The sequence below is a fragment of the Streptomyces koelreuteriae genome, assembly GCF_018604545.1.
GTDB lineage: Bacteria > Actinomycetota > Actinomycetes > Streptomycetales > Streptomycetaceae > Streptomyces > Streptomyces koelreuteriae.
Genome location: NZ_CP075896.1, coordinates 4792180 through 4811997, shown reverse-complemented (window position 1 = coordinate 4811997; position 19818 = coordinate 4792180). Strand labels below are relative to the sequence as shown.

22 protein-coding genes are annotated in these 19818 nt (G+C 69.9%); 13 read left to right on the top strand and 9 right to left on the bottom strand.

The annotated features are described in order from the left end of the window. Positions 1–177 precede the first annotated feature (177 nt). On the bottom strand, positions 178–741 hold the full coding sequence (locus KJK29_RS21825) for a hypothetical protein (RefSeq protein ID WP_215120832.1): 564 nt from the start codon (positions 739–741) through the stop codon (positions 178–180). A 383-nt stretch (positions 742–1124) separates the two neighbouring features. Between KJK29_RS21825 and KJK29_RS39410 the strand changes: the two genes are divergently transcribed. Beyond that, positions 1125–1370, top strand: coding sequence for an Imm53 family immunity protein (locus KJK29_RS39410; protein ID WP_215120831.1), 246 nt, complete (start codon positions 1125–1127; stop codon positions 1368–1370). Positions 1371–1623: 253 nt separating this feature from the next. Then, positions 1624–1935 carry a S1 domain-containing protein gene (locus KJK29_RS21815; RefSeq protein WP_215120830.1) on the top strand — a complete coding sequence of 104 codons (312 nt, stop codon included), beginning with the start codon at positions 1624–1626 and terminating at the stop codon, positions 1933–1935. Positions 1936–3063: 1128 nt separating this feature from the next. Here the strand turns inward: KJK29_RS21815 and KJK29_RS21810 are convergent. The 3 genes from KJK29_RS21810 to KJK29_RS21800 form a co-directional block, all read right to left on the bottom strand. Continuing rightward, positions 3064–3414 carry an amphi-Trp domain-containing protein gene (locus tag KJK29_RS21810; protein WP_215120829.1) on the bottom strand — a complete coding sequence of 117 codons (351 nt, stop codon included), beginning with the start codon at positions 3412–3414 and terminating at the stop codon, positions 3064–3066. Between the two features lie 121 nt (positions 3415–3535). Next, positions 3536–4156, bottom strand: coding sequence for a hypothetical protein (locus tag KJK29_RS21805; RefSeq protein WP_251057893.1), 621 nt, complete (start codon positions 4154–4156; stop codon positions 3536–3538). Positions 4157–4319: 163 nt separating this feature from the next. Beyond that, positions 4320–5051 carry a TetR/AcrR family transcriptional regulator gene (locus KJK29_RS21800; protein ID WP_215120828.1) on the bottom strand — a complete coding sequence of 244 codons (732 nt, stop codon included), beginning with the start codon at positions 5049–5051 and terminating at the stop codon, positions 4320–4322. 110 nt (positions 5052–5161) lie between these two features. Between KJK29_RS21800 and KJK29_RS21795 the strand changes: the two genes are divergently transcribed. Together KJK29_RS21795 and KJK29_RS21790 are read left to right on the top strand one after the other, a co-directional pair. After that, positions 5162–6850, top strand: a complete 1689-nt coding sequence (locus KJK29_RS21795; RefSeq protein ID WP_251057892.1) for a CocE/NonD family hydrolase — start codon at positions 5162–5164, stop codon at positions 6848–6850. 55 nt (positions 6851–6905) lie between these two features. Then, positions 6906–7520, top strand: a complete 615-nt coding sequence (locus KJK29_RS21790; protein ID WP_215120827.1) for a LysE family translocator — start codon at positions 6906–6908, stop codon at positions 7518–7520. A 12-nt stretch (positions 7521–7532) separates the two neighbouring features. On the opposite strand, the gene KJK29_RS21785 is transcribed toward KJK29_RS21790, so the two are convergent. Continuing rightward, entirely contained in the window at positions 7533–8837 is a 1305-nt protein-coding gene (locus tag KJK29_RS21785) for a M20 metallopeptidase family protein (protein ID WP_215120826.1), read from the bottom strand. A 393-nt stretch (positions 8838–9230) separates the two neighbouring features. On the opposite strand from KJK29_RS21785, the gene KJK29_RS21780 reads away from it, so the two are divergent. The 6 genes from KJK29_RS21780 to KJK29_RS21755 all read left to right on the top strand — a co-directional run bounded on the left by KJK29_RS21780 (position 9231) and on the right by KJK29_RS21755 (position 13471). Beyond that, positions 9231–9905 carry a glycoside hydrolase family 11 protein gene (locus KJK29_RS21780; protein ID WP_215120825.1) on the top strand — a complete coding sequence of 225 codons (675 nt, stop codon included), beginning with the start codon at positions 9231–9233 and terminating at the stop codon, positions 9903–9905. A gap of 2 nt (positions 9906–9907) precedes the next feature. After that, positions 9908–10576 carry a polysaccharide deacetylase family protein gene (locus tag KJK29_RS21775; protein WP_215120824.1) on the top strand — a complete coding sequence of 223 codons (669 nt, stop codon included), beginning with the start codon at positions 9908–9910 and terminating at the stop codon, positions 10574–10576. 127 nt (positions 10577–10703) lie between these two features. Beyond that, complete coding sequence (locus KJK29_RS21770) at positions 10704–11183, top strand: hypothetical protein (RefSeq protein WP_215120823.1); 480 nt, start codon at positions 10704–10706, stop codon at positions 11181–11183. Between the two features lie 139 nt (positions 11184–11322). Beyond that, the gene (locus KJK29_RS21765; protein ID WP_215120822.1) at positions 11323–12114 is read left to right on the top strand and encodes an SAM-dependent methyltransferase; all 792 of its coding nucleotides are present in this window, start codon (positions 11323–11325) and stop codon (positions 12112–12114) included. Positions 12115–12255: 141 nt separating this feature from the next. Further along, on the top strand, positions 12256–12939 hold the full coding sequence (locus KJK29_RS21760; protein ID WP_215120821.1) for a hypothetical protein: 684 nt from the start codon (positions 12256–12258) through the stop codon (positions 12937–12939). A gap of 67 nt (positions 12940–13006) precedes the next feature. Next, entirely contained in the window at positions 13007–13471 is a 465-nt protein-coding gene (locus KJK29_RS21755; RefSeq protein ID WP_215120820.1) for a MarR family winged helix-turn-helix transcriptional regulator, read from the top strand. Positions 13472–13524: 53 nt separating this feature from the next. Here the strand turns inward: KJK29_RS21755 and KJK29_RS21750 are convergent, their stop codons facing one another. Then, entirely contained in the window at positions 13525–14709 is a 1185-nt protein-coding gene (locus KJK29_RS21750) for an MFS transporter (protein ID WP_215120819.1), read from the bottom strand. Between the two features lie 80 nt (positions 14710–14789). On the opposite strand from KJK29_RS21750, the gene KJK29_RS21745 reads away from it, so the two are divergent. The 3 genes from KJK29_RS21745 to KJK29_RS21735 all read left to right on the top strand — a co-directional run bounded on the left by KJK29_RS21745 (position 14790) and on the right by KJK29_RS21735 (position 17271). Further along, positions 14790–15782, top strand: coding sequence for an ArsR/SmtB family transcription factor (locus KJK29_RS21745; RefSeq protein ID WP_215124395.1), 993 nt, complete (start codon positions 14790–14792; stop codon positions 15780–15782). Between the two features lie 10 nt (positions 15783–15792). Further along, complete coding sequence (locus KJK29_RS21740; protein WP_251057891.1) at positions 15793–16296, top strand: glutathione peroxidase; 504 nt, start codon at positions 15793–15795, stop codon at positions 16294–16296. 96 nt (positions 16297–16392) lie between these two features. Further along, a complete protein-coding gene (locus KJK29_RS21735) occupies positions 16393–17271 on the top strand; it encodes a MerR family transcriptional regulator (protein ID WP_215120818.1) in 879 nt (292 codons plus the stop codon). A 103-nt stretch (positions 17272–17374) separates the two neighbouring features. Here the strand turns inward: KJK29_RS21735 and KJK29_RS21730 are convergent, their stop codons facing one another. The 3 genes from KJK29_RS21730 to KJK29_RS21720 form a co-directional block, all read right to left on the bottom strand. Beyond that, positions 17375–17566: a DUF397 domain-containing protein gene (locus tag KJK29_RS21730; protein ID WP_215120817.1), complete on the bottom strand. Its 192-nt coding sequence runs from the start codon at positions 17564–17566 to the stop codon at positions 17375–17377. A gap of 179 nt (positions 17567–17745) precedes the next feature. After that, positions 17746–18621, bottom strand: coding sequence for a helix-turn-helix domain-containing protein (locus tag KJK29_RS21725; protein WP_215120816.1), 876 nt, complete (start codon positions 18619–18621; stop codon positions 17746–17748). A 232-nt stretch (positions 18622–18853) separates the two neighbouring features. Continuing rightward, positions 18854–19609: a GOLPH3/VPS74 family protein gene (locus KJK29_RS21720; protein WP_215120815.1), complete on the bottom strand. Its 756-nt coding sequence runs from the start codon at positions 19607–19609 to the stop codon at positions 18854–18856. Positions 19610–19818: the final 209 nt, after the last annotated feature.

The window sequence follows — 19818 nt, the reverse complement described above, 5'->3', positions numbered from 1 at the left end:
CTTTGGCGGCGCTTAACTCACCCGTTTGAGACTGCACCGACTTAGACTTCCTACGCGACAGGCGCTTCCCACTCAGCGAACACCTTCACCGTCTAGAACGACTTTCCACGCCGGGCCTCGACAAAGGGATCCAGTCCACTGCGGGGCGCAATAGACGCACCTATTTGCTGTTGTTGGTCATTTCACCCAAACGAACTCTTGCAGAGAAGATTGCGCCGCCTTCATGAATTTCTCATATGTATCATGATACCCGGCGACTTCTACCCTCAACTGGTCCAATATCCGCTGATTAATCTCTCTCCGTATGGCTATTGCTTCCACCCCATCTCGGAGGGCAAGGATATTAAGCCACGCCTCCCCGGAATGCACCGATACATCAGTGGGGCCTGCTAGATCAACTCTGGCAACGGCCTGGAACATCGCATGCTGCACCTCTTGCAGTAAACGAGAAACCTCAAGCATTAGTGCCCAATCGATCTCCCCTGAAGAGCCCTTAGGTACATCTGCAATCTTGGGGCAGTTCTCTGGGTTGAACTTTCGGAAAACTAGATCCAAATCTTCAGCTGCACACATAAAAGCCAAGCATGCCTCGCGGCGTTCCTCCCGCAATCGCTTTGCATGCTCCATGATCGCCTGATCCTTTATTTGAGCACGGGAAGCTTGGTAACCAAGCCAAGCGGAACCTACAGTTCCTGAAACCCCGACAATCGCTCCAAGCACCGCAGCAAGACCAGCATCCATAACTCATACTGACACATTCTTGACTTGTTTCAGGGCGGTGGATCATATCGCGAGGGATACCGACTGCGTCGACTGGTTCGTGCCACAACCGTGCCAGATGCAGCGGTCAACCACGGTCGACACCGGTGTCTTGTAGCGGAGCACCCCGCCAGCTACCTTGGTCGGTGACGCCGCAGCTCACCCGTGAGACCCACCAGCCGGCATGATCACAAAGCCCAAATCCCCCTGTCCGCAAGGGCCACGGGAATCCACGATGTTGCAGGCGGCCATGCTCGCCGCCTGCACGAAGAAGACCCCCAGCCTTGCGCTGGGGGGGGCTTGCACGCGTTCCGGGCCCTCCACGCGCCGGCGAACCGGCTTGGCTGGAGTCGTCGAGCCAGGGCGTGTGCTCCCCCGGTCTCCCCGTCGACCGGCTCGACAATCCAGGCTGGACAGTGGCAATCGATCTTGAAGAGGCGACGCTGTCTGGTCGGCCCTACGAGAGGACGGGCATCCGGCGCAGCGATTCCGGCTGGGTGATGGCGACGGTGTCGGACGACGTCTTCCAGGCGTCCCGCGGTCCGGTCAACCCTAGGGAGGTGCTGCGCCTGTTCCGCGACTGGGCTACCTCGGTGAGCGATGAGCCCTAGCCAACGGGTGACCGCGACCGGGGCTGGCTGTCTCAGTTTCCGTCTCATTCACCGTCGTTCACTGCCGTTCAGACCAGACCTGAGGGCGCTGCCACGAAGGTGGCCGACCACCCATGAACGCAGGTGAACGCCCCTGCACACCGCCCCGCACCCCACCAACACAGTTGGAAAGCGTGTTGGTCTCGCGCGGCCGAGCAGTGCGGCGTTGCGACCCGCTGTCGACAACATTCACTGCTCTGGCCATGATTGGCCAATGCCCGAGTTCAGTTGGCCGGACCGCTCCCTGGTGCCAGCCTCAGATGCCGTAGACCGGAGCTGGCCAGCAACAGTCTCCGCATTGCCCCTCGGATCTCACATCAGCGGACGGGTCATCGGTCGGCAGCCATTCGGCGTCTTCCTCCTCCTCGATGGCGTGCCGAATGCAGTGGGGCTTGCCGAGATCACCGCCATGCCTCACCACATGCAGCTGCCCGCCCTGGGCGCCACTGTCTCCGGCGAGGTGATCTGGCACACGGACCACAACCGCCAGGTCAAGATCCGTCTCAATGAATGGCAGGTTACCTAGCTGATCACCTCCTGGTCGCCACAGCTCCGCACCACTGCCGCACCAGAACGAGCGGGGAACCATGGTGCAAGCGGCCCACCCCGGAAGATCAGTAACCCAACTTTCGCGCAGGTCAGAGCCCGAACAGCCCTCAAATGACCACAGCTTCCCAAGGTGAGGGCTCGAGCACTGTTGTCACGGGCCGGGCTTGCTCTGGTTGATGGCATGGCAGCGTGGCTGAGGCCGGTGGGGGGGGGACAACGAGGCAGACGCGTGCGTGGTCGGTCGACACACCCGCCGTCGTGGCTGACTGTGGTCGGCTGAGGCTTAAACGGGGCACATCGCAGGGCTGAGCCGTCCCTGGGACGTCCGAGGCCGCTCGATGGTGGCCAATGACGATCAACGACGACCACCAGGAGTACGAGCACACCGCCCCTGACCAGGAAAAACCCAGCTCACCAAGATCCCCGGCAAGACGGAGGGCAAGAAGAAGGCTCCGCCAGCACCAATAGTCAACGTGGGGTGTCTTGGGAAAGGTCGCCCCTCCAGGGTGGTGGCCAGGGAACTGACTCCGCTATGCGCGCCCCTCGCACACCGAGGCCAGCTCGAGCCAGTTTTAAGAAGTGCTGTCGTGCCTGTCTGAAATCCTCGTACGCCTGGTCCCAGCCACCCTGTCCTCTTGTCGAAAGCTCACGGGCCAACCACTCCAGATGCCACAGGCAGTGATTCAGCCTGACAGCGGCCGTGTTCGTCTTGGCGTCCCCCAGCAGCCACACTGTCTCAGCGAGTGCCGAGCGCTGCACCTCGGCCTCTGCCACTTCGGCGAGAATCTCATCGGTGGGCTCCAGCGGCGCTGCCTCACTGACAGCAATGCCCTTGGCGACCGCGATCCGCCGATACGGGTGCGCGAGGTCCTTCACGACGTGGGCGTACTCGGCATACGCGCTCAGACGGCGCTCGTTGCGCAGCCATTCGCTCCCACACCTTGCTTCGGAACCAGGGCTTCGGGTGCCAGGACTGGTTTACCCGGAGGACGGCGGCGTCGACCTCGCTGCGGGCCGTGTCCAGTCGGGCAAGGGCGGCGGCGCGTTCGGCGGGGGCCGGTGCGATCAAGTCGTATGCCCACGCCAAGCGGACCGGTGCGGCGGCTCAGGGCTTCTTCGTCGCCGACCGCTTCGTGTTCGTGGTCTTGGCCTTGGGCTTGCGCTTGGGCTTGCTTGTGCTCGTCGTGGTCCGGGCGGCGGCCTTGGGGGGCGGCTTCTTCCGCTTCGGGGGCGTGGTCGGCCATGTGAGTTCGATTTCCAGCTCGATCTCCCCGTTGTCGATCTCGACCTCCACCTCGCTGCGGAGGTCGTCGGGGATGCGCAGGCTGAGCGTTCCGGAGCCGAGTTCCAGTTCGGCGTCGCCGCCTTCTCTCAGGGCGGCTGCGAGTGCCGTGAGCTGGTCGGCCGCCTCCAGGCGTGACAGCGAGCGCTTCTGCTCAAACTTGAGATCCGTCATGCGTGTCTCCGATCCGGCATGCATAGCCTGACAATGCCCATTTTGGCGCCATGTGCGGGATCGGACATCCTGGACAGTCACTCGGTGACTCGGTCGGCGTGACGATCGTCATGCGTCTTCATCATGTGCCTGGGGATCGGGGGGTGCCCGCTCGGCGGCGCTTCCAGTACGCGTGGGTCAGTACGGCCAGCAGTGGGCCCCAGAGGATCAGGGGCGCGTAGCAGGCGTAGAACCAGGCCGACTGCCAGCCGCCCGCCTCGCCGGGGAAGTCGGCGGGGAGGGCGTCGCCGCGGATCGTGGTGCCCAGGATCTGGGTGACGAGGGTCAGGGTGGTTCCGAGGGTGAGGAGCGTGGCGGCTGTCGCCGACGCGATGACCGTTGCCCTCAGCGGCACCCGGCGGCCGCCGAGGAGCGGTGTCCTGCGTGGGAACACCTCGCCCCAGGGGGCGATCAGGCCGATCGCCGTGAACGCGAGGGCTTCGGAGAGGATCGACAGGAGGATGATGTACGCCCTCTCGCCAGGGGCTGTGCCGTCATCCAGTGCGGCGGGCAGGCGCCAGATGCTGGAGGGCAGGACGGCCAACGGTACGGCGTAGGCCAGTAGTTGTGTGGTGCGGGTTACTCCGGTGGTGGGCTTGTGGGTCGTCCGCCATGTCGTCTGCCATGCGGCGTGGAGTCGCCGGACTCGGGGGCGGGGTGCTGTCGGGTTGCTGGCGTGCGAGAGCGGCTTTGTGGGCTGCATGCGCGGTCCTCGGTTCGGGGCGGTGGGCGGCCGGTTCCGTCGCGAGCGTCGCAGTTGTGGGGGTGGTCGAGCGTCGGTCCGTGGGGGCAACTCGGCTCCGCCGTAAGGGGGATGGCGTGTGCGCCCAGAGAGACGCCCTGAGAGAGACGGACCCCGTCGCGTTTCAGTCCGTGCCCACGCCGTCGATCAAGCGGTTGAGGAAGCGGGTGAAGGTGGCCTCGGGGGTCACGGGGCGGGCGGGGGCCGCCAGGGCCTCGGCTAGTTCCGGGTGGTGGCCGTCCGCGGCGACCGTCGCGAGGTAGCGGGCCTCGGCCGCGGCCCGGTCGGGGGAGTTGGCGGCTGCCGCCTGGGTGAGTTCGTGGGTGACGTGGCCGGCGACGAAGGCCGTGAGCTGGGCGAAGATCTCCAGCTTGGCCGCGCCGTCCAGGCCCGTGGGGCGCAGGGCGGCGAGGGCGTGTTCCAGGAAGGCCAGGGTGTTGGGGCCGAGGCTGCGGCGGGTGGAGAGGGCGGCGGGCAGCCAGGGGTGGCGCAGCATGTTGGCGCGCTGGAGGTGGGCGACGGTCTTCAGGTCGGTGCGCCAGTCGCCGGTGAGGGCGGCCGATGCGGGCAGTTCGCCGCTGACGTGGTCGATCATCAGCTCCAGCAGCGTGTCCTTGTCGGGGGCGTAGCTGTAGAGCGACATGACTCCGGCGCCGACCTGTGCGGCGACACGGCGCATGGTGACCGCTTCGAGGCCTTCCGTGTCCGCCAGGGCCACCGCTGCCGTCGTGATCGCTTCCCGGGTGAAGGCGGGTTTGCGGCCTCTGCGGGCCCGGGCCTGCGACTGGGGCTGGTGGTTCAGCCACAGCTGGTGCGGGTCGCGGCCCGGGGTGTCGGTGCCGTCGTCCTCACGCATCACGGTTTCGCACTCCTGTTCGCCGAGCATCCCCAAGGGTCGCTGTCGCCGTCATCCAAGCATCCTCTATTCTCGTACAACGTACGGAAAATCGAGGAGGGGAACCGACCATGGCCTTACGCACCCACGACCCCGCCCGGAAGCCGCCGCTGTCCTCGCGGATGATGCGGGCGATCTGGCGCGGGCTTCCGCAGAAGCGGTACGACGTCGGGTGGGAGCCGGGGGTGGAGGTGCCTGCCGGTGAGGGGAGTGCGCTGGTCACGGACCATTACTTCCCCCGTACGGACACGAGCGGCGATTTCCCCACCCTTCTGGTGCGCTCGCCTTACGGCAGGGGGCTGCCCTGGGCACCGCAGTACGGCATCCTCTTCGCCGAGCAGGGCTTCCATGTGGTTCTGCAGAGCTGCCGCGGCACCGGCGGCTCGGGCGGGGCGTTCGATCTCTGGCGCAACGAGGCCGACGACGGCCGGGCGACCGTGGCGTGGCTGCGCGAACAGCCGTGGTTCAACGGGACGCTGGGGACCATCGGCCCCAGCTACCTGGGGTACGTGCAGTGGGCCCTCGCCCTGGACCCGCCGCCGGAGCTGAAGGCGATGGTGGTGCAGGTCGGGCTGCACGACCCGTACGCCCTGTTCTACGCGGACGGTGCCCTGCGGCTGGAGAACGCCCTGCTCGTCGGGCTCGGGATGACGTACCAGCACCGGGGGGTCCTGCCCGTCGTCAAGGCGACGCTGCGGCTGCAGCGCCGTATGCGCGACATCGTCATGGCGCGGCCGCTGCGCGGGGCGTACGCCTCCGCTCTCGGGGAGGTGCCGTGGCTGGACGACGTGCTGGCGCACCCGGATGCCGGCGCTCCGTACTGGGACGGTGCGTCGCTGGCGCGGGCGGCCGAGGGGTCGAGCGTCCCGACGAGTCTGGTCTCCGGGTGGCACGACGCCCTGGCCGACCAGACCTTCGAGCAGTACGCCCGGCTGCGTGCGGCCGGATGCGACACCGCCCTGCTGGTCGGTCCCTGGACCCATACCTCCGCCCTGCAGCAGGGCTGGCCCGAGGTCTTCGCCGAGAGCCTCGCGTGGCTGCGTGCGCATCTGTGCGGGGATTCCTCCGGGCTGCGTCCTACGCGTGTGCGCGTGCACGTCGGCGGTGAGGGCGGGTGGCGGGATCTCGACGGCTGGCCGTCCCGTTCCTCCTCCCCCGTCGCTACGTCGTGGGTTCCCGTGGCGGACGGGCGTCTCGAACAGCGGGCTCTTGCGGCTCCCGCCGGTGGTGCGGGGGCGGCGGCCTTGGCGTCGCTGCGGTACGACCCGGCCGATCCGACGCCGTCCATCGGCGGTCAGTTGCTGTCCCGGACGGCCGGCGCTCGCGACAACGGTGCTCTGGAGGGGCGGGAGGACGTGCTGACGTTCACCGGTCCGCCGCTGGCCGAGGCCGTGGAGGTCCTCGGCTCCGTCTCCGCTCGGCTGAGTGTCTCGACGGACACCGGGTACGCCGATGTCTTCAGCCGCCTGTGCGATGTGGACGCGCGGGGCCGCTCCGTCAACGTGTGTGACGGGCTGGCCTCGGTGGAGACGGTGGAGGACGAGCCCTCGCAGGTCACCGTGCCGATGAGCTCCACCGCCTACCGGTTTCCGGCCGGGCACCGGATCCGCTGGCAGATCAGCGGGGGTGCGCATCCGCGGTACGCCCGCAATCCGGGGACCGGCAAGTCGAGGGCGGAGGCCGTCGACTTCTCGGCGATACGCGTCACCCTGCATGACGGCTCCGTGCTGGAGCTGCCCGACGGCTCCCGGGTCGGGTGAGCGTCCGGGCAGCACGCGGGCCTGTCATTCGTATGCGAGTGCGAGCATGGCTGACATGTTCGTACAGCTCCTCGCGGCGGTCGGTGTGCTCGCCGTCCTGACGATGGTTCCCGGGCCGGACATGGCGGTCGTGACGAAGCGGGCGGTGGCCTGCGGCTGGCGGGACGGACTGCGGACGGTCGGCGGTATTACGGCGGGACTGCTGGTGTGGGGCGTACTCACGGTGGTCGGGCTGGCGGCCGTCCTGGCGGCGTCCGCCACGGCCTACACCGTCGTCAAGCTGGTCGGGGCCGCCTATCTCGTCGTCCTCGGGGTGCAGTCGCTGCTCGGCAGTCGGAAGAAGCGGGCGGGTGACCAGGGGGGCGCGGCGCCGGCCGGGAACCCCTGGCGGACGGGGCTGGTCAGCAACGTCTTCAACCCCAAGATCGCCGTCTTCTACACAGGCCTGCTGCCGACGCTCGCCCCCACCGGTCTGTCTCCCCACACCGGTATGGCCCTTCTGGTCCTGCTGCACGCCGGGCTCACCGTCCTCTGGCTCAGTGGCTATGTGGCGCTGCTGGCCAAGGCCCGTGCCTTCTTCGAACGGCCCGCCGTGCGCCGGGCCATGGACCGGGTGACCGGCGTCGTGCTGATCGGCTTCGGTGTGAAGGTCGCGGGGACGCGGCCCTGAGGGTCGGGCGGGTCAACGGGCCCGCTCCGCCAGCCACCCCGCCATCGCCCGTACTCCGATGCCGATGGCCCGCTCGTCCGGGGCGAAGTCGGGGAAGTGGGGGTAGCCGGCGGTGACGGGGGTGCCCGGGGTGCGGATGCCGAGGAAGGTGTAGGTGCCGGGGACGCGGTCCAGGTAGAGGGCGTAGTCCTCGCCGCTGAAAGGCGGGAACGCGGCGTGGAGTGTGGTGACGGAGTCGTGGCCCAGTCGGCGGCGCAGGTGCCGGGCGAGGGCGCGGGCGTCGGGTTCCGGGCAGAGCAGGGCGGGGAACGGCTCGGCGGGGAAACGGACTTCGGCCCCGGGGTGGGACCCGGCCAGTCGGCGGATGTTCTCGCGTACCTCCGTGTACCGCTCCTCCGGCCAACAGCGGTAGGAGACGCTCACGTTGGCCTCCCGCGCCGAGGCCCGGAGGGCCACGAAGCGGGCCAGTGGGCCGTCGGGGATCTGGGCGTCGGTGACCATCCGCTCGATGTCCGCGGGTGTCTGCGGGGGCGTCACCGTGGCGAGTTTGCCGATCTCGGCGGCCAGTCGCCGCGCGGCCTCGGGTGCGTCCGGGCCCTGGAGGGTCACCTCCGCCTTGTCCTGCCCGGGCATGCCGTAGCCCGGTGTCACCGCGAACCGGCCCACGGGGAAAGGCCCGCAGTGCAGCGCGTGGATCTCCTCGACGCGGCTGCGCTCCAGTTCCAGTTCCAGTTCCAGTTCCAGCGCACCCGCCTCGATCATGGCGCGGGCTCCGGAGAGGCTCTCCTCGGCGGGCTGGAAGAGGAACACCACCGTGCCGCTCAGGTGCCGCCGCAGCCGTGCCAGGACCTTCGCGACGCCCAGGGCCACGGTCGTGTGGAGGTCGTGCCCGCAGAGGTGGGCCGCGGCCGGGCCGCCCCCGACGATGTCCTTGGGCGGCACCGCGTCCATGTCCGCCCGGTACGCGACCGTCCGGCCGGTACGCGCCCCGCGCAGGACGCCGACCACGCCGTGACCGCCCACTCCGGTGGTGACGGACAGCCCGGCCGCTCGCAGTTCCCGGGCGACCACGCCCGCGGTACGACGCTCCTCCCCCGGCAGCTCGGGATGCCGGTGGAGGTCCCGCCTGAGCCGGATCAACCCCTCCTCCAGGCGCCCCACCTCGGCGTCCACCGCCCCTTGCCCCAACGGTCCGCCGCGTCCGTCGGCGGCGGCGGCCGTCCTGGCGGTTCCCCACACCGTTCCCGTGCCGGCTGCCGCGGCGATGCCGGCCAGCAGCGTGCGTCGCGCGAGTGCGTTCTTCGTAGGACGGTTCACTGTTCCGTTCCCCCTGTGTGATCGTCGCGTGGTCGCCCGGCGAGCGGGAGACGCGTCCGTACACGATCACCGCGAGCGCGTGCCGTCGCCCATCCGGTGGGCCACCGCTTGCGGGTGGGGAACACCCCCCTTCCCCCGGAAACCGTTCGAAAGATTCGAGTAGCGGAATCTTCCGGTCCGGCCGGCATGTCACCCCACTCCCGTGTGCTGATGACCCATCCCGGCCCCAACTCCCCCTGGACCAGGGCATATACCCCGCACACCCCACCACCCACCCCGACGAATCTTTCGCAACAACCACCGAAACCATTGACAGTTGACAGGGCCAGGCCAACACTCCCCGGTGACAGAGCACCCCCGTCCACCCCACGAGGACGATGGAGGAAGCACTCCATGAGCAACGCACTCAGCCGCTTACGGCTGCTCATCAGCGGTGTCTGCACGATGCTGCTGGTCGCGGCGGCCACCCTGGCCCTGCCGGGCACCGCCCACGCCGACACGGTCGTCACGAGGAACCAGACCGGCACGCACGAGGGCTACTACTACTCGTTCTGGACCGACAGCCAGGGCACGGTCTCCATGAACCTGTCCGCCGGCGGCAGTTACAGCACGTCATGGCGGAACACCGGCAACTTCGTCGCCGGCAAGGGCTGGGCCACCGGCGCCCGCCGCAGCGTGACGTACTCCGGCACCTTCAACCCGTCCGGCAACTCGTATCTGACCCTCTACGGCTGGACCGCGAACCCGCTCATCGAGTACTACATCGTCGACAACTGGGGCACGTACCGGCCGACCGGAACGTACAAGGGCACCGTCACCAGCGACGGCGGCACGTACGACATCTACAAGACCACGCGTTACAACGCCCCCTCCGTCGAGGGCACGAAGACCTTCGACCAGTACTGGAGCGTGCGCCAGTCGAAGCGCACGGGCGGCACGATCACAGCGGGCAACCACTTCGACGCCTGGGCCCGGGCGGGGATGCCCCTGGGCAGCTTCAAGTACTACATGATCATGGCGACCGAGGGTTATCAGAGCAGCGGCAGCTCCAGCATCACGGTGCGCTGACGATGGCGGCCACAGCGCGCGTCGCGCTGCTCACCGCCGTCCTGGCGGCAGCAGCCGCGTTCCCGGTCACCACCGCCCCGGCCCAGGCCGCCGCCTGCAACGGCTACGTCGGACTCACCTTCGACGACGGCCCCTCCGGCAACACGACCAGACTCCTCGACGCGCTCCGGCAGAACGGGCTGCGGGCCACCATGTTCAACCAGGGCCAGCACGCGGCCGCCAACCCGTCCCTGGTCCGGGCCCAGGTGTCCGCCGGAATGTGGGTCGGCAACCACAGCTACACCCACCCGCACCTGACCCGGCTCAGCCAGGCACAGATCGACTCGGAGATCTCCCGCACCCAGCAGGCCGTCGGGGGCGCGGGAGGCGGCACCCCGAAACTGTTCCGCCCGCCCTACGGCGAGACCAACGCGACGGTGAAGTCGATCGCGGCCCGGCACGGCCTGACCGAGATCATCTGGCACGTCGACTCCCAGGACTGGAACGGCGCGAGCACCGACGCGATCGTCCAGGCCGCCGCCCGCCTCACCAACGGCCAGATCATCCTCCTGCACGACTGGCCCGCCAACACCCTCGCGGCGATCCCCCGCATCGCCCAGACCCTGACAGCCCGGGGCCTGTGCGCGGGCATGATCTCCCCACAGACGGGGCGGGCCGTGGCGCCCGGCTGAGGGAGTTGAGGGGCTGAGGAACGGCGCGATGGCGGGTCCGGGTCATCGCGCCACCCCGGCACTAGGTCCGCCTACTTGAGTACCCGTGCTCATGACGGCCCCGCCCCGCCCCCCTGACCCTGGACGTATGAGGAATCGGGGAATGCTTACGGCCGGGGTCGCGCTCGTTCTCGGGGTGCCTGTTGCTGCTTGGGGGCTGATGGGGCAGCAGAACCATGACGGGCTGCCGGCGAGTGAGCTCGACTATGCCTATCAGCCGTGGGGGATCGGGGACGGTGTCGCGGCGGGGGTCGGTGGGCTCGCGCTGGTGCTGGCGGGGGTCGGGGCCGCGGTGCTGGTGCGTGGGGCGATGGATCGGCGGTGGTGGGGGGTGCTCGGGCCGCTCGTGGTCGTGGGGCTCATGGTGGGGGTGGGCTGGCGCGTGCTGACCGCGGGGGTGGTCGGGGCCAACATCGGGGCCGGGATGCTGATCATCTTCGGTACGCCGGTCGCCGCCGGGCTGCTGCTGTGGGCCGTGGGACGGGGCGTGTGGCTCGCGACGCGAGGGCACGGGGGCGGCAGTGGCGGGGCCGGGCGTCTCGGTGGGGTTTCGCCGCGCGGCGTCTGACACGGTCGGGCCGGGCCGGTCCGGGTGGCCGAAACGGTGTGGTGGTGGCGGCGGGGAGTGGGCAACTTCGGTGTCCGGCCGAGGGGTTCGCCTAGGTTGGTGGGACGGTGCCCCTTCCCCACCCCCAGGAGGCCCTGCCGTGCTCGACGACAGCGTGCGTTCCCGTATCGACACCAGCAAGCCGCACTCGGCCCGCTTCTGGAACTACTTCGTCGGCGGCAAGGACAACTACGAGGTCGACCGCGAGATCGGCGACCAGATCAAGTCGATCTTTCCGGGCCTGGTCGACGTGGCCGTCACCAGCCGCCGCTTCCTCGGGCGGGCCGTCCGGCATCTGGCCGAGGAGCAGGGCGTCCGGCAGTTCCTCGACATAGGGACCGGGCTGCCGACCGCCGACAACACGCACGAGGTCGCCCAGCGCGTCGCACCTGACGCCCGGATCGTGTACGTCGACAACGACCCCATCGTGCTGGCCCACGCCAACGCGCTGCTCACCAGCACGCCCGAGGGCGCGACCGCGTATCTGGATGCCGATCTGTACGACCCCGAGGCGGTCCTGGAGGCCGCCGCGGGCACGCTCGATCTGTCGCGGCCTGTCGGGCTGATGATCCTCAACACGTTGGGGCATGTCGCCGAGTACGAGCGGGCGCGGGAGCTGGTGCGGCGGCTGATGGCCGGGTTGCCTGCCGGCAGCCATCTGGTGATCAGTGACAGTACGGCCACGAGTGAGGGCATGATCGCGGCGTCGGAGGCGTACAACGCGAGTGGGGCGGTGCCGTATTACGTGCGGACCGTGGCCGAGATCGCCGGGTTCTTCGACGGGCTGGAGTTGGTGAGGCCGGGCGTGGTGCGGGTTTCGGAGTGGCGGGCTGAGGTGTCGGACCTTGAGTCCGCTGTGGATGCGTATTGCGGTGTGGGGCGCAAGCTGTAGCGGTTCGTGGTTCGGTGACGCGGCGTGGGGGCTGGTCGCGCAGTTCCCCGCGCCCCCAGGAAAGCGGCTGTCCCTCCCCCCTTTCACCCGTACGGGCCGATCTTCCTAAGCCCCCCGCATCCCCCACGCGATAATCAGGGCATGTCCGCCCCAGCCCCCGTCTCCGAGCCGCGCAACCGTCTCGTCGGGGATCTTCTCGCGGTCGGTGAGGCCCACTCGCTCGTCCTCTCGGGCGGGTACGCCGCGCTGGCGCACGGGCTGGTGGAGCGGGCCGGGCCGGATGTGGATGTGGCGACCGAGGATCCCGCCGGGATGGAGGTCGTCGCCGATGCCGTCCGGGCCGGGCTGGTGGGGCGGGGGTGGCTCGTGCAGACGCGGGAGACCGAGCCGCTGTCCGCGCAGTTCCTCGTCACGGACGCGGCGACCGAGCGGGAGTACGACGTCGGTGTCCACAAGGAGGTGCTGTGGCGCCCGCCCGTGCTGACGGAGCTCGGGCCCGCGCTCTCCCTCGACGATCTCGTCGGCACCCGGGTGCGGGACCTGGCCGACCGGGGACTCGCCCGCGACCTGGTCGACGTACACGCCGCCGCGGCCCGCTTCAGCCACCCCGAACTCGAGGAACTCGGCCGCCGTCACGCCCCCGACACCTTCGACCTCACCGACCTCCAGGCCCGGCTGACCGGCACGGACTGGATCGACGACCGGGCGTTCACCGTCCACGGTCTCGAGGTCTCCGCCGTCGCCGGGCTGCGCCGCTGGGCGCAGGAGTGGGCCGACGACATCGCGGAACGGCTCATCGAGGGCGAGGCCCCGGACGAGGAGTGACCGGTACGCGAGCCGGTACGCCGCCGAACCGGCCGAGGCCGGTCGTACCGCTCGGTACCCTGACCCGATGGGGAACGGGGCAGGCGGGCAGGTGGGTGTCGTCGCCGCGCTGGTGCGGGCGGCGTTCCTGGTGGACGGTGTCTACGCGGAGGCCAGCCGGGCGTACGGACTGACGCCCCAGCAGGGACAGCTGCTGTGCGTGCTGATGCCGCAGCCGTACGGGATGGGGGAGCTCGGGGAGACGCTCGGGCTGGCGAAGTCGAGCCTCACCGGGCTGGTGGACCGGACGGTGCGGCGGGGGCTGGTACGGCGGGAGGCCGACCCGAGGGACGGCCGGGCCGTGCGGGTGGAGCTGACGGAGGAGGGCGCCTCGCTCGCCGGACGGTTCTACGCCGAGACCGTACGCCGGATGGAGGCCCTGCCGTCCGGACTCAACGGCGTCGAGCGGGAACGGCTGGCCGTGCTGCTGTCACGGGTCGTGGTCGACAACGAGGTTCCCGAGGTGTTCGTGGAGGCGGAGAGGGAGCAATAGAGGGGCTTTGGCGTCGAGTAGCCGAAATCCCCGCCCCCACTCCGCGGTCATGTCTAGCGGGCCAGGCGTGCGACCGATCCCTCCGCACGCCTTCCCGCCGCCAGCAGGGACAGCGTCACCCCCGTCGACACCGTCGCCATCGCCGTCATCGCCACCGCCGGAGAGGTCAGTTGGGCCACCGAGCCCGCGAGTGCCGCGGCCACGCCCTGCATCGTGAGCATGCCCGCCGAGTGCAGGCCCAGGGCATGGCCCGTCAGGGCGTCAGGCGTCAGGGACACCAGACGCTCCTGCTGTACGAGGCTCGCGCCGAAGCCGACCGAGGCCAGGGTGACCGCGGCGGCCGCCAGGGGGACGTCCGGGTGCAGGAGGAAGGGCATGTACGGGACGGCCAGGAGCAGGAGGAGCGGGAAGCCGAGGCGGGGGCGCAGGCGCGGGGGGAGCAGGCGGCCCACCAGGACGTCACCGGCCAGCATGCCCAGCGCGGCACAGGCGAAGAGGGTGCCCGCGGACTCGGGGGCGTAGGAGACGTAGAGGGATTCGCAGCCGACGATCAGGCCGTTGGGGATCCACAGGGCCAGATAGACCTGGCGGCGGGGCGCGGACGACCACAGCAGGGCGTTGGCGCGCCAGGTCGCCGCGACCGAGGGGCGGCCCGTCGTGCGGGGCGGGCGGCGGGTCAGGCCGAGGCGGACGACCACGGCCGCCATCGCATACAGCGCGGCGGCCGTCAGCAGGGACAGCCGTGGGGACAGCAGGGCGAGGAGCGCGCCGCCGGTCGCGTAGCCGGCGATCTGCATCAGGCCGCTCATCATGTTGAAGACCGAGCGGCCCAGCAGATAGCCGTCCTTGGAGAGGATCTCGTTCAGCAGGCCCCAGCGCACTCCCCCGCCCACCGACTCCGCCAGCCCCTTGGCCAGGACGATCACGAAGAGCGCCCAGACCGGCAGGCCGGGCAGGGCCAGGGCGGCCGTGGCCGTCGCGAAGAGCAGGGGCAGGGTGGTGAGGGCCGCGCGCGGAGGCAGCCGGTCGGCCGCCGAGAGCAGGCACGTCGCGCCCAGCACCTGCACCAGCGAGGAGCCGAACATGCTCACCGCGGACAGCAGCGGCGACTCCGTCGCCCGGTACACCAGGGTGCCCAGGGCCAGGCCGCCCATGGTCTGGGCGACCGTCTGGGCCGAGGCGGCCAGGAAGAACGGGGTGAACTCGGGGGTGCGGAACAGTTCGCGGTAGCTGCGCATGCGGGGAGTCTGTGGCGGCCCGAACGGGGTGGTTATTGTTTCGCGCCGGGGCGAAAGAGCGAGGGATGCCGGGGGTGTGCGTGGGCTGGTGGCAGGTCAACGCCGACACCCTGGCGGGCAGCCGGTTCGTGCTCTCCCCGCTCGCCGAGACCTTCGCCTGCCTCCAGTTGCTGCACCATGGCACCCCCGCGCACCCCGGCGAACAGGCCTGGCTGCGCGACCATCGGCCCGGCTACCGGGCCCGGCTGGCCGCCGACCCCGTGACCGCGCTGCTCGTCCGCGCCGGACTGGGCCGGTCCTGGATCGCCGACTTCCTCACGCCCACCCCGAGGAGCGGGGAGAGCTTCGAGGAAGAGGTGGCACGGGTGCGGGCAGCCCGCCCCGACGAGGCCCGCGCCCACCTGCGGCTCTCCCTCGCCGGCCCGCTTCCCGCGGCCCTGGACCGGGACGACCTCCCCGAGCGCGCGGCCGGTCTGCTGTCCTACGTCTGGACCGAGACCGTACGGCCGGACTGGGACCGGCGACGGCGGGTGCTGGAGGCGGACGTGGTCGCCCGGACCGCGCAGGTGAGCCGGGGCGGCTGGGCGGCGGCGCTGGACACGCTGCGACCGGGCCGGACCCGGTGGCTGGGCGACAACCGGCTCCAGGTGAACGCGCACGAGTATCCGCCCCGGGAGATCTCGGGCGCCGAGCTGCTCTTCGTGCCGGTCACCCCGAAGACCGGCTGGGTGTCCTGGGAGGAGCCCGACCGGTACGCGGTGGTCTACGCGTGCGCGGGCGCTCTCGCCGATCCCGGTGGCCGGCCCGTGCCCGCGAGCCTCGGTGCGCTGCTCGGTACCGCCCGCGCCGGTGTGCTGGTGCGGCTCGGCTCCCCCTTGAGCACCAGCCAGCTGGTCGCCGTGACGGGGCAGGGGCTCGGCTCGGTGGGGCGGCATCTGCGGGTGCTGCTGGACTCCGGTCTGGTGGAGCGGCGGCGGGCGGGCCGGTCGGTGCTGTACTCGCGGACGGCGGCGGGGCAGGTCCTGGTGGACGCCGCGGAGGCCGGGAACCCGGACGGCACGGGCCGGAGCTAGGCTCCGGGGCATGACGACTACCAACGGTTCCTCTCCCCTCGACGTCGAGATCGGTGCACTGCAGGGCGGTTCCGCCGACCTGTCCCAGTACGCGGGCCAGGCGGTGCTCGTGGTGAACGTCGCCTCCAAATGCGGTCTGACCCCGCAGTACACGGGGCTCGAGAAGCTCCAGGAGCGTTACGCGCAGCGCGGCTTCACCGTCCTCGGTGTGCCCTGCAACCAGTTCCTCGGGCAGGAGCCCGGCAGCGCCGAGGAGATCGCGGAGTTCTGCTCGGCGACGTACGGCGTGACCTTCCCGCTGACCGAGAAGGTCGAGGTCAACGGCGACGACCGGCACCCGCTGTACGACCGTCTGACCGGCTTCGCCGACGCCGAGGGGCACAGCGGCGACATCCGCTGGAACTTCGAGAAGTTCCTCATCGGCCGCGACGGCCGGGTCGTCGCCCGCTTCTCCCCGCAGACCGAGCCGGAGTCGGACGAGGTCGTGCGGGCCGTGGAGGCCCAGCTGGCCTGAGGCACGCGGCCGGGTCGGGGCCTAGGCCCCGACCCGGTTGACCTTGCCCCTGGGGCAGGCCCGAGTGTCCTCCTCGCCGGGCGGAAGAGCCGCCCGGTGACGGAGGATGCCGTGGTGGACGTACCGGACCGGGAACTGCTCACCATCGGGTCGTTCGCCGCGCGCGCCCGGCTCTCGGCCAAAGCCCTGCGGCTGTACGACCGGCTGGGGCTGCTGGCCCCGGCGCATGTCGACGAGGCCACCGGCTACCGCTACTACCGTGCCGGACAGGTCGAGCAGGCCCGGCTGGTGGCCATGCTGCGGCAGCTCGACATGCCGCTCGCCCGGATCGCCGAGGTGGTGGCGGCGGGCGACGGGCCCACGGCGGCCGCTCTGCTCGGCACGTACTGGGCGGACGTCGAGGCACGGGTCGCGGGGCAGCGGACGCTCGCCGAGTACCTCCGTGGACGACTGTCGGGGAGGAGCTCCGAGATGTACGAGAAGTTCGCGGTCGAGACGGTGGAGGCGCCCGCGCAGGTGGTGATCACCGAGACGCGGCATGTGCTGGCGGGCGAGCTGCCCGCGTGGATCGGGGCATCGCTGGGCCGGCTGGAGTCGGCGGCGCGGGAGTGCGGCGGTGTCACGGCGGCGCCGTTCGTCGTCTACCACTCCGAGGTGTCGATGGAGAGCGACGGCCCCGCCGAGTCCTGCGTGCCCGTCGCCGACGAGGCGGCGGCCCGGGCGTGGGTCGAGCGGCACGGCCGGGCCCGGGGGACGAAGGTGCGGATCGAGCCCGCCCAGCGGCTGGCCTACACCCGGATCACCAAGGCGCAGGTGGCCCATCCGCAGATCATGGCCGCCTTCGAGGCCGTGGAGGAGTGGATCACCCGGGAGGGCCTGGAACAGGCCGGCCCGTGCCGGGAGGTGTACTTCGCCGACTGGGAGGCGACGGGGGCCGAGGACCCGGTGTGTGACGTGGCGTTCCCGGTGAGCTGAGCCCTCCGGGGAGCCGGGCACGAGCGGAGCCCTCTCGGCAAGGACGGCGATGCTGGTCGAGAGGGCTCTGTCGGTGGTGCTTGTGCGGTTGTCGCGCGCGAGGTCAGGCCTTGACCGAGGTCACGAAGGCGTTCCACGCGTCGGCGGGAAACGCCAGCTTGGGGCCCTCGGGGACCTTGGTGTCACCGAGCTCCAGGGCCTCGGCGACGGTCGACCTGACCATCACGCACGCGCCGTTGTTGTTGGTGTAGGAGGACGTCGTCCACGTTTCCGTGGCGCCCAGACGAATTGCCATGTTCGCTCCGTAGCCAGTTGCGTTTACGCCAACCCGTGCTGATGGGTGGCGTGATCGACGCTACTCGCCAACATCCTCGTACGGAGCAGTCATTCACTCGACTGGATGGCATATTCCAGAGGAGACTTCCAGTCAGGCGTGTCAGGGGTGTAACATCCCGCGCTTTGCCCGACGAAAGGTCACTTCTCCCCGGTCCAGCCCCGCGCGTACTCCTTCGCCATCCGCTCGATGAGCTGCCGCGACTGGTCCACGTTCAGCGACTGGGCGCGCAGATGCTCGTACATCACCGTGTACTTCTGCACGTCGAGCGGCTTCTCCAGATACAGGTCGCTGGTGACGCCCTCGATGTACACCACGCTCGAGTCGGCCGCGTCGGCGAACTCCAGGATCGAGTACTGGCCGTTGATACCGGCGTGCGCGCCGACCTCGAACGGCAGGACCTGCACGGTGATGTGGGGCAGCTGGGACATCTCGACGAGGTGCTCCAGCTGCTCGCGCATCACCTGGCGGCTCCCGACGATCCGGTGCAGGGACGCCTCGTCCAGGACCACCCACAGCCGCAGCGGGTCCGTCTCGGCGGTGATACGTCCCTGCCGGCGCAGCCGGACCTCGACGCGCTTGTCGTTGTCCGCCTCCGACGCCTCGGGCGAGCCGCCCCGGATGATGGCCTCGGCGTACGCGCGCGTCTGCAACAGGCCGGTGATGATCTGCGGTTCGTAGACCCTGAGCGACTCGGCGTCCGTCTCCAGGCCGATGTAGACGCTGTAGGGGATGTCCCCGAAGGCGTGCCACCAGCCCTGCTGCCGGGAGTCCTTGGCCATCTGCATCAGCGAGTCGACGATGCGCTGGTCCTCCACCTCGTACACGCCGCACAGATCGCGCACGTCTCGCTGGCTGATGCTGCGCCGGCCGTTCTCGAGCCTGCTGATCTTCGACTGCGACACCAGCAGCCGCTCGGCGACCTCTTCGGCCGTCATGCCCTTGAGCTCGCGGAGCCTGCGGAGCTCCTGGCCCAGCCGGCGCCGCCTGACGGTGGGATTGACATTGGACGCCACGGGAACGTGCACCTCCGGCTGCGTGCCTCTACTTTGCGTATCTGCTGTTGAGCAGACTGCCACCAAGGTGCTTCCTACCGCTGGGAAACGGTGGATATGCGACGGGTACACGCCAGTTCGGACAGGCACGCCGAGCGGGGCGGGGAGAGTGTGTGCTCTCCCCGCCCCGCTCGGACAGCGGCTCCCGTGACCGGGTCGTGGGTGCGGCGTGGTGCTCGTGGTGCGGCGCGGCTCAGTGGGCCGGGACGCGGGCCATGCTCGCGCGGTGCGGCTGCATCGGAACACCGCGGGCGGGTTCCGGTGCGGACCTGGCTCCGCCGGCGGCCTGGCGGCCGGGCGGTGCCGGGTTGCGGCGCGGCTGCGCGGCCACGCCGTTCTGGACGTCCATCACGGCGTGCGCGACGAGGCCGCCCATGGGGTCGTGCCTGATCAGGTCCCGCAGCCGGGACCGGGACGAACGTCCCTCGTTCCCCGGATACAGGTGCTTGCCGAGGCCGACCGCGTGTGCCAGTGCGGCGAGCGCGGCGGTCCGCGGGTCCGGCGGTACGCCGGTGCGGATCGCGGAGTCCAGCCTGGCCCTGATCTCCCGGCTGATCTCGGTGTCCGTCGCCTGGTAGCGAGTCGTCGGCAGCACTCCGCACATCTGGCCCGCCACGGCATGCACCATGCCGCATCGCTCCAGATGCGAGAGGTAGGTCTGGCGCAGCCCCAATCGTGGCCCGCCGATCCAGTGGACGGCCCGCACGGGAGCGCCACGCCTTCGCAGCAACTCCAATGCGCAGTCCAGTGTCGGATCTCCAGTCGGCCGTGGTGCCACCACGGCGATACGATCCCCGTCTGGGGCTATCCGTCCGGCCAGCGCCAGCTCTACTAGCTGTGCTCCGGCCAGACCGAGGTCGAGCGACTGCGGCTGTGCAGTGGTACCCGTGGTCGGGTCCAATGCCAGCAGCAGAAGCTCCTCCGGAAGTGTTCTGCGGCTCCTGCCCATCCATGCCTCCCCGCGTGGATGAAAGACAGGGTGACCCCTCTCACATTGGTCTGTCGAGGGTGCGTGACCGGTTCGTAGTGGAACCAGTAGGTATGTCGTTCTCGTCTACCGGATGGGTTCGACCCGTACACAGGACACTGGTACATGGTTCGGACAGCGCCGGGGAGCGGTGTCACGGCGGCGGTTCACGGTTCGTTACGCGTACGCGG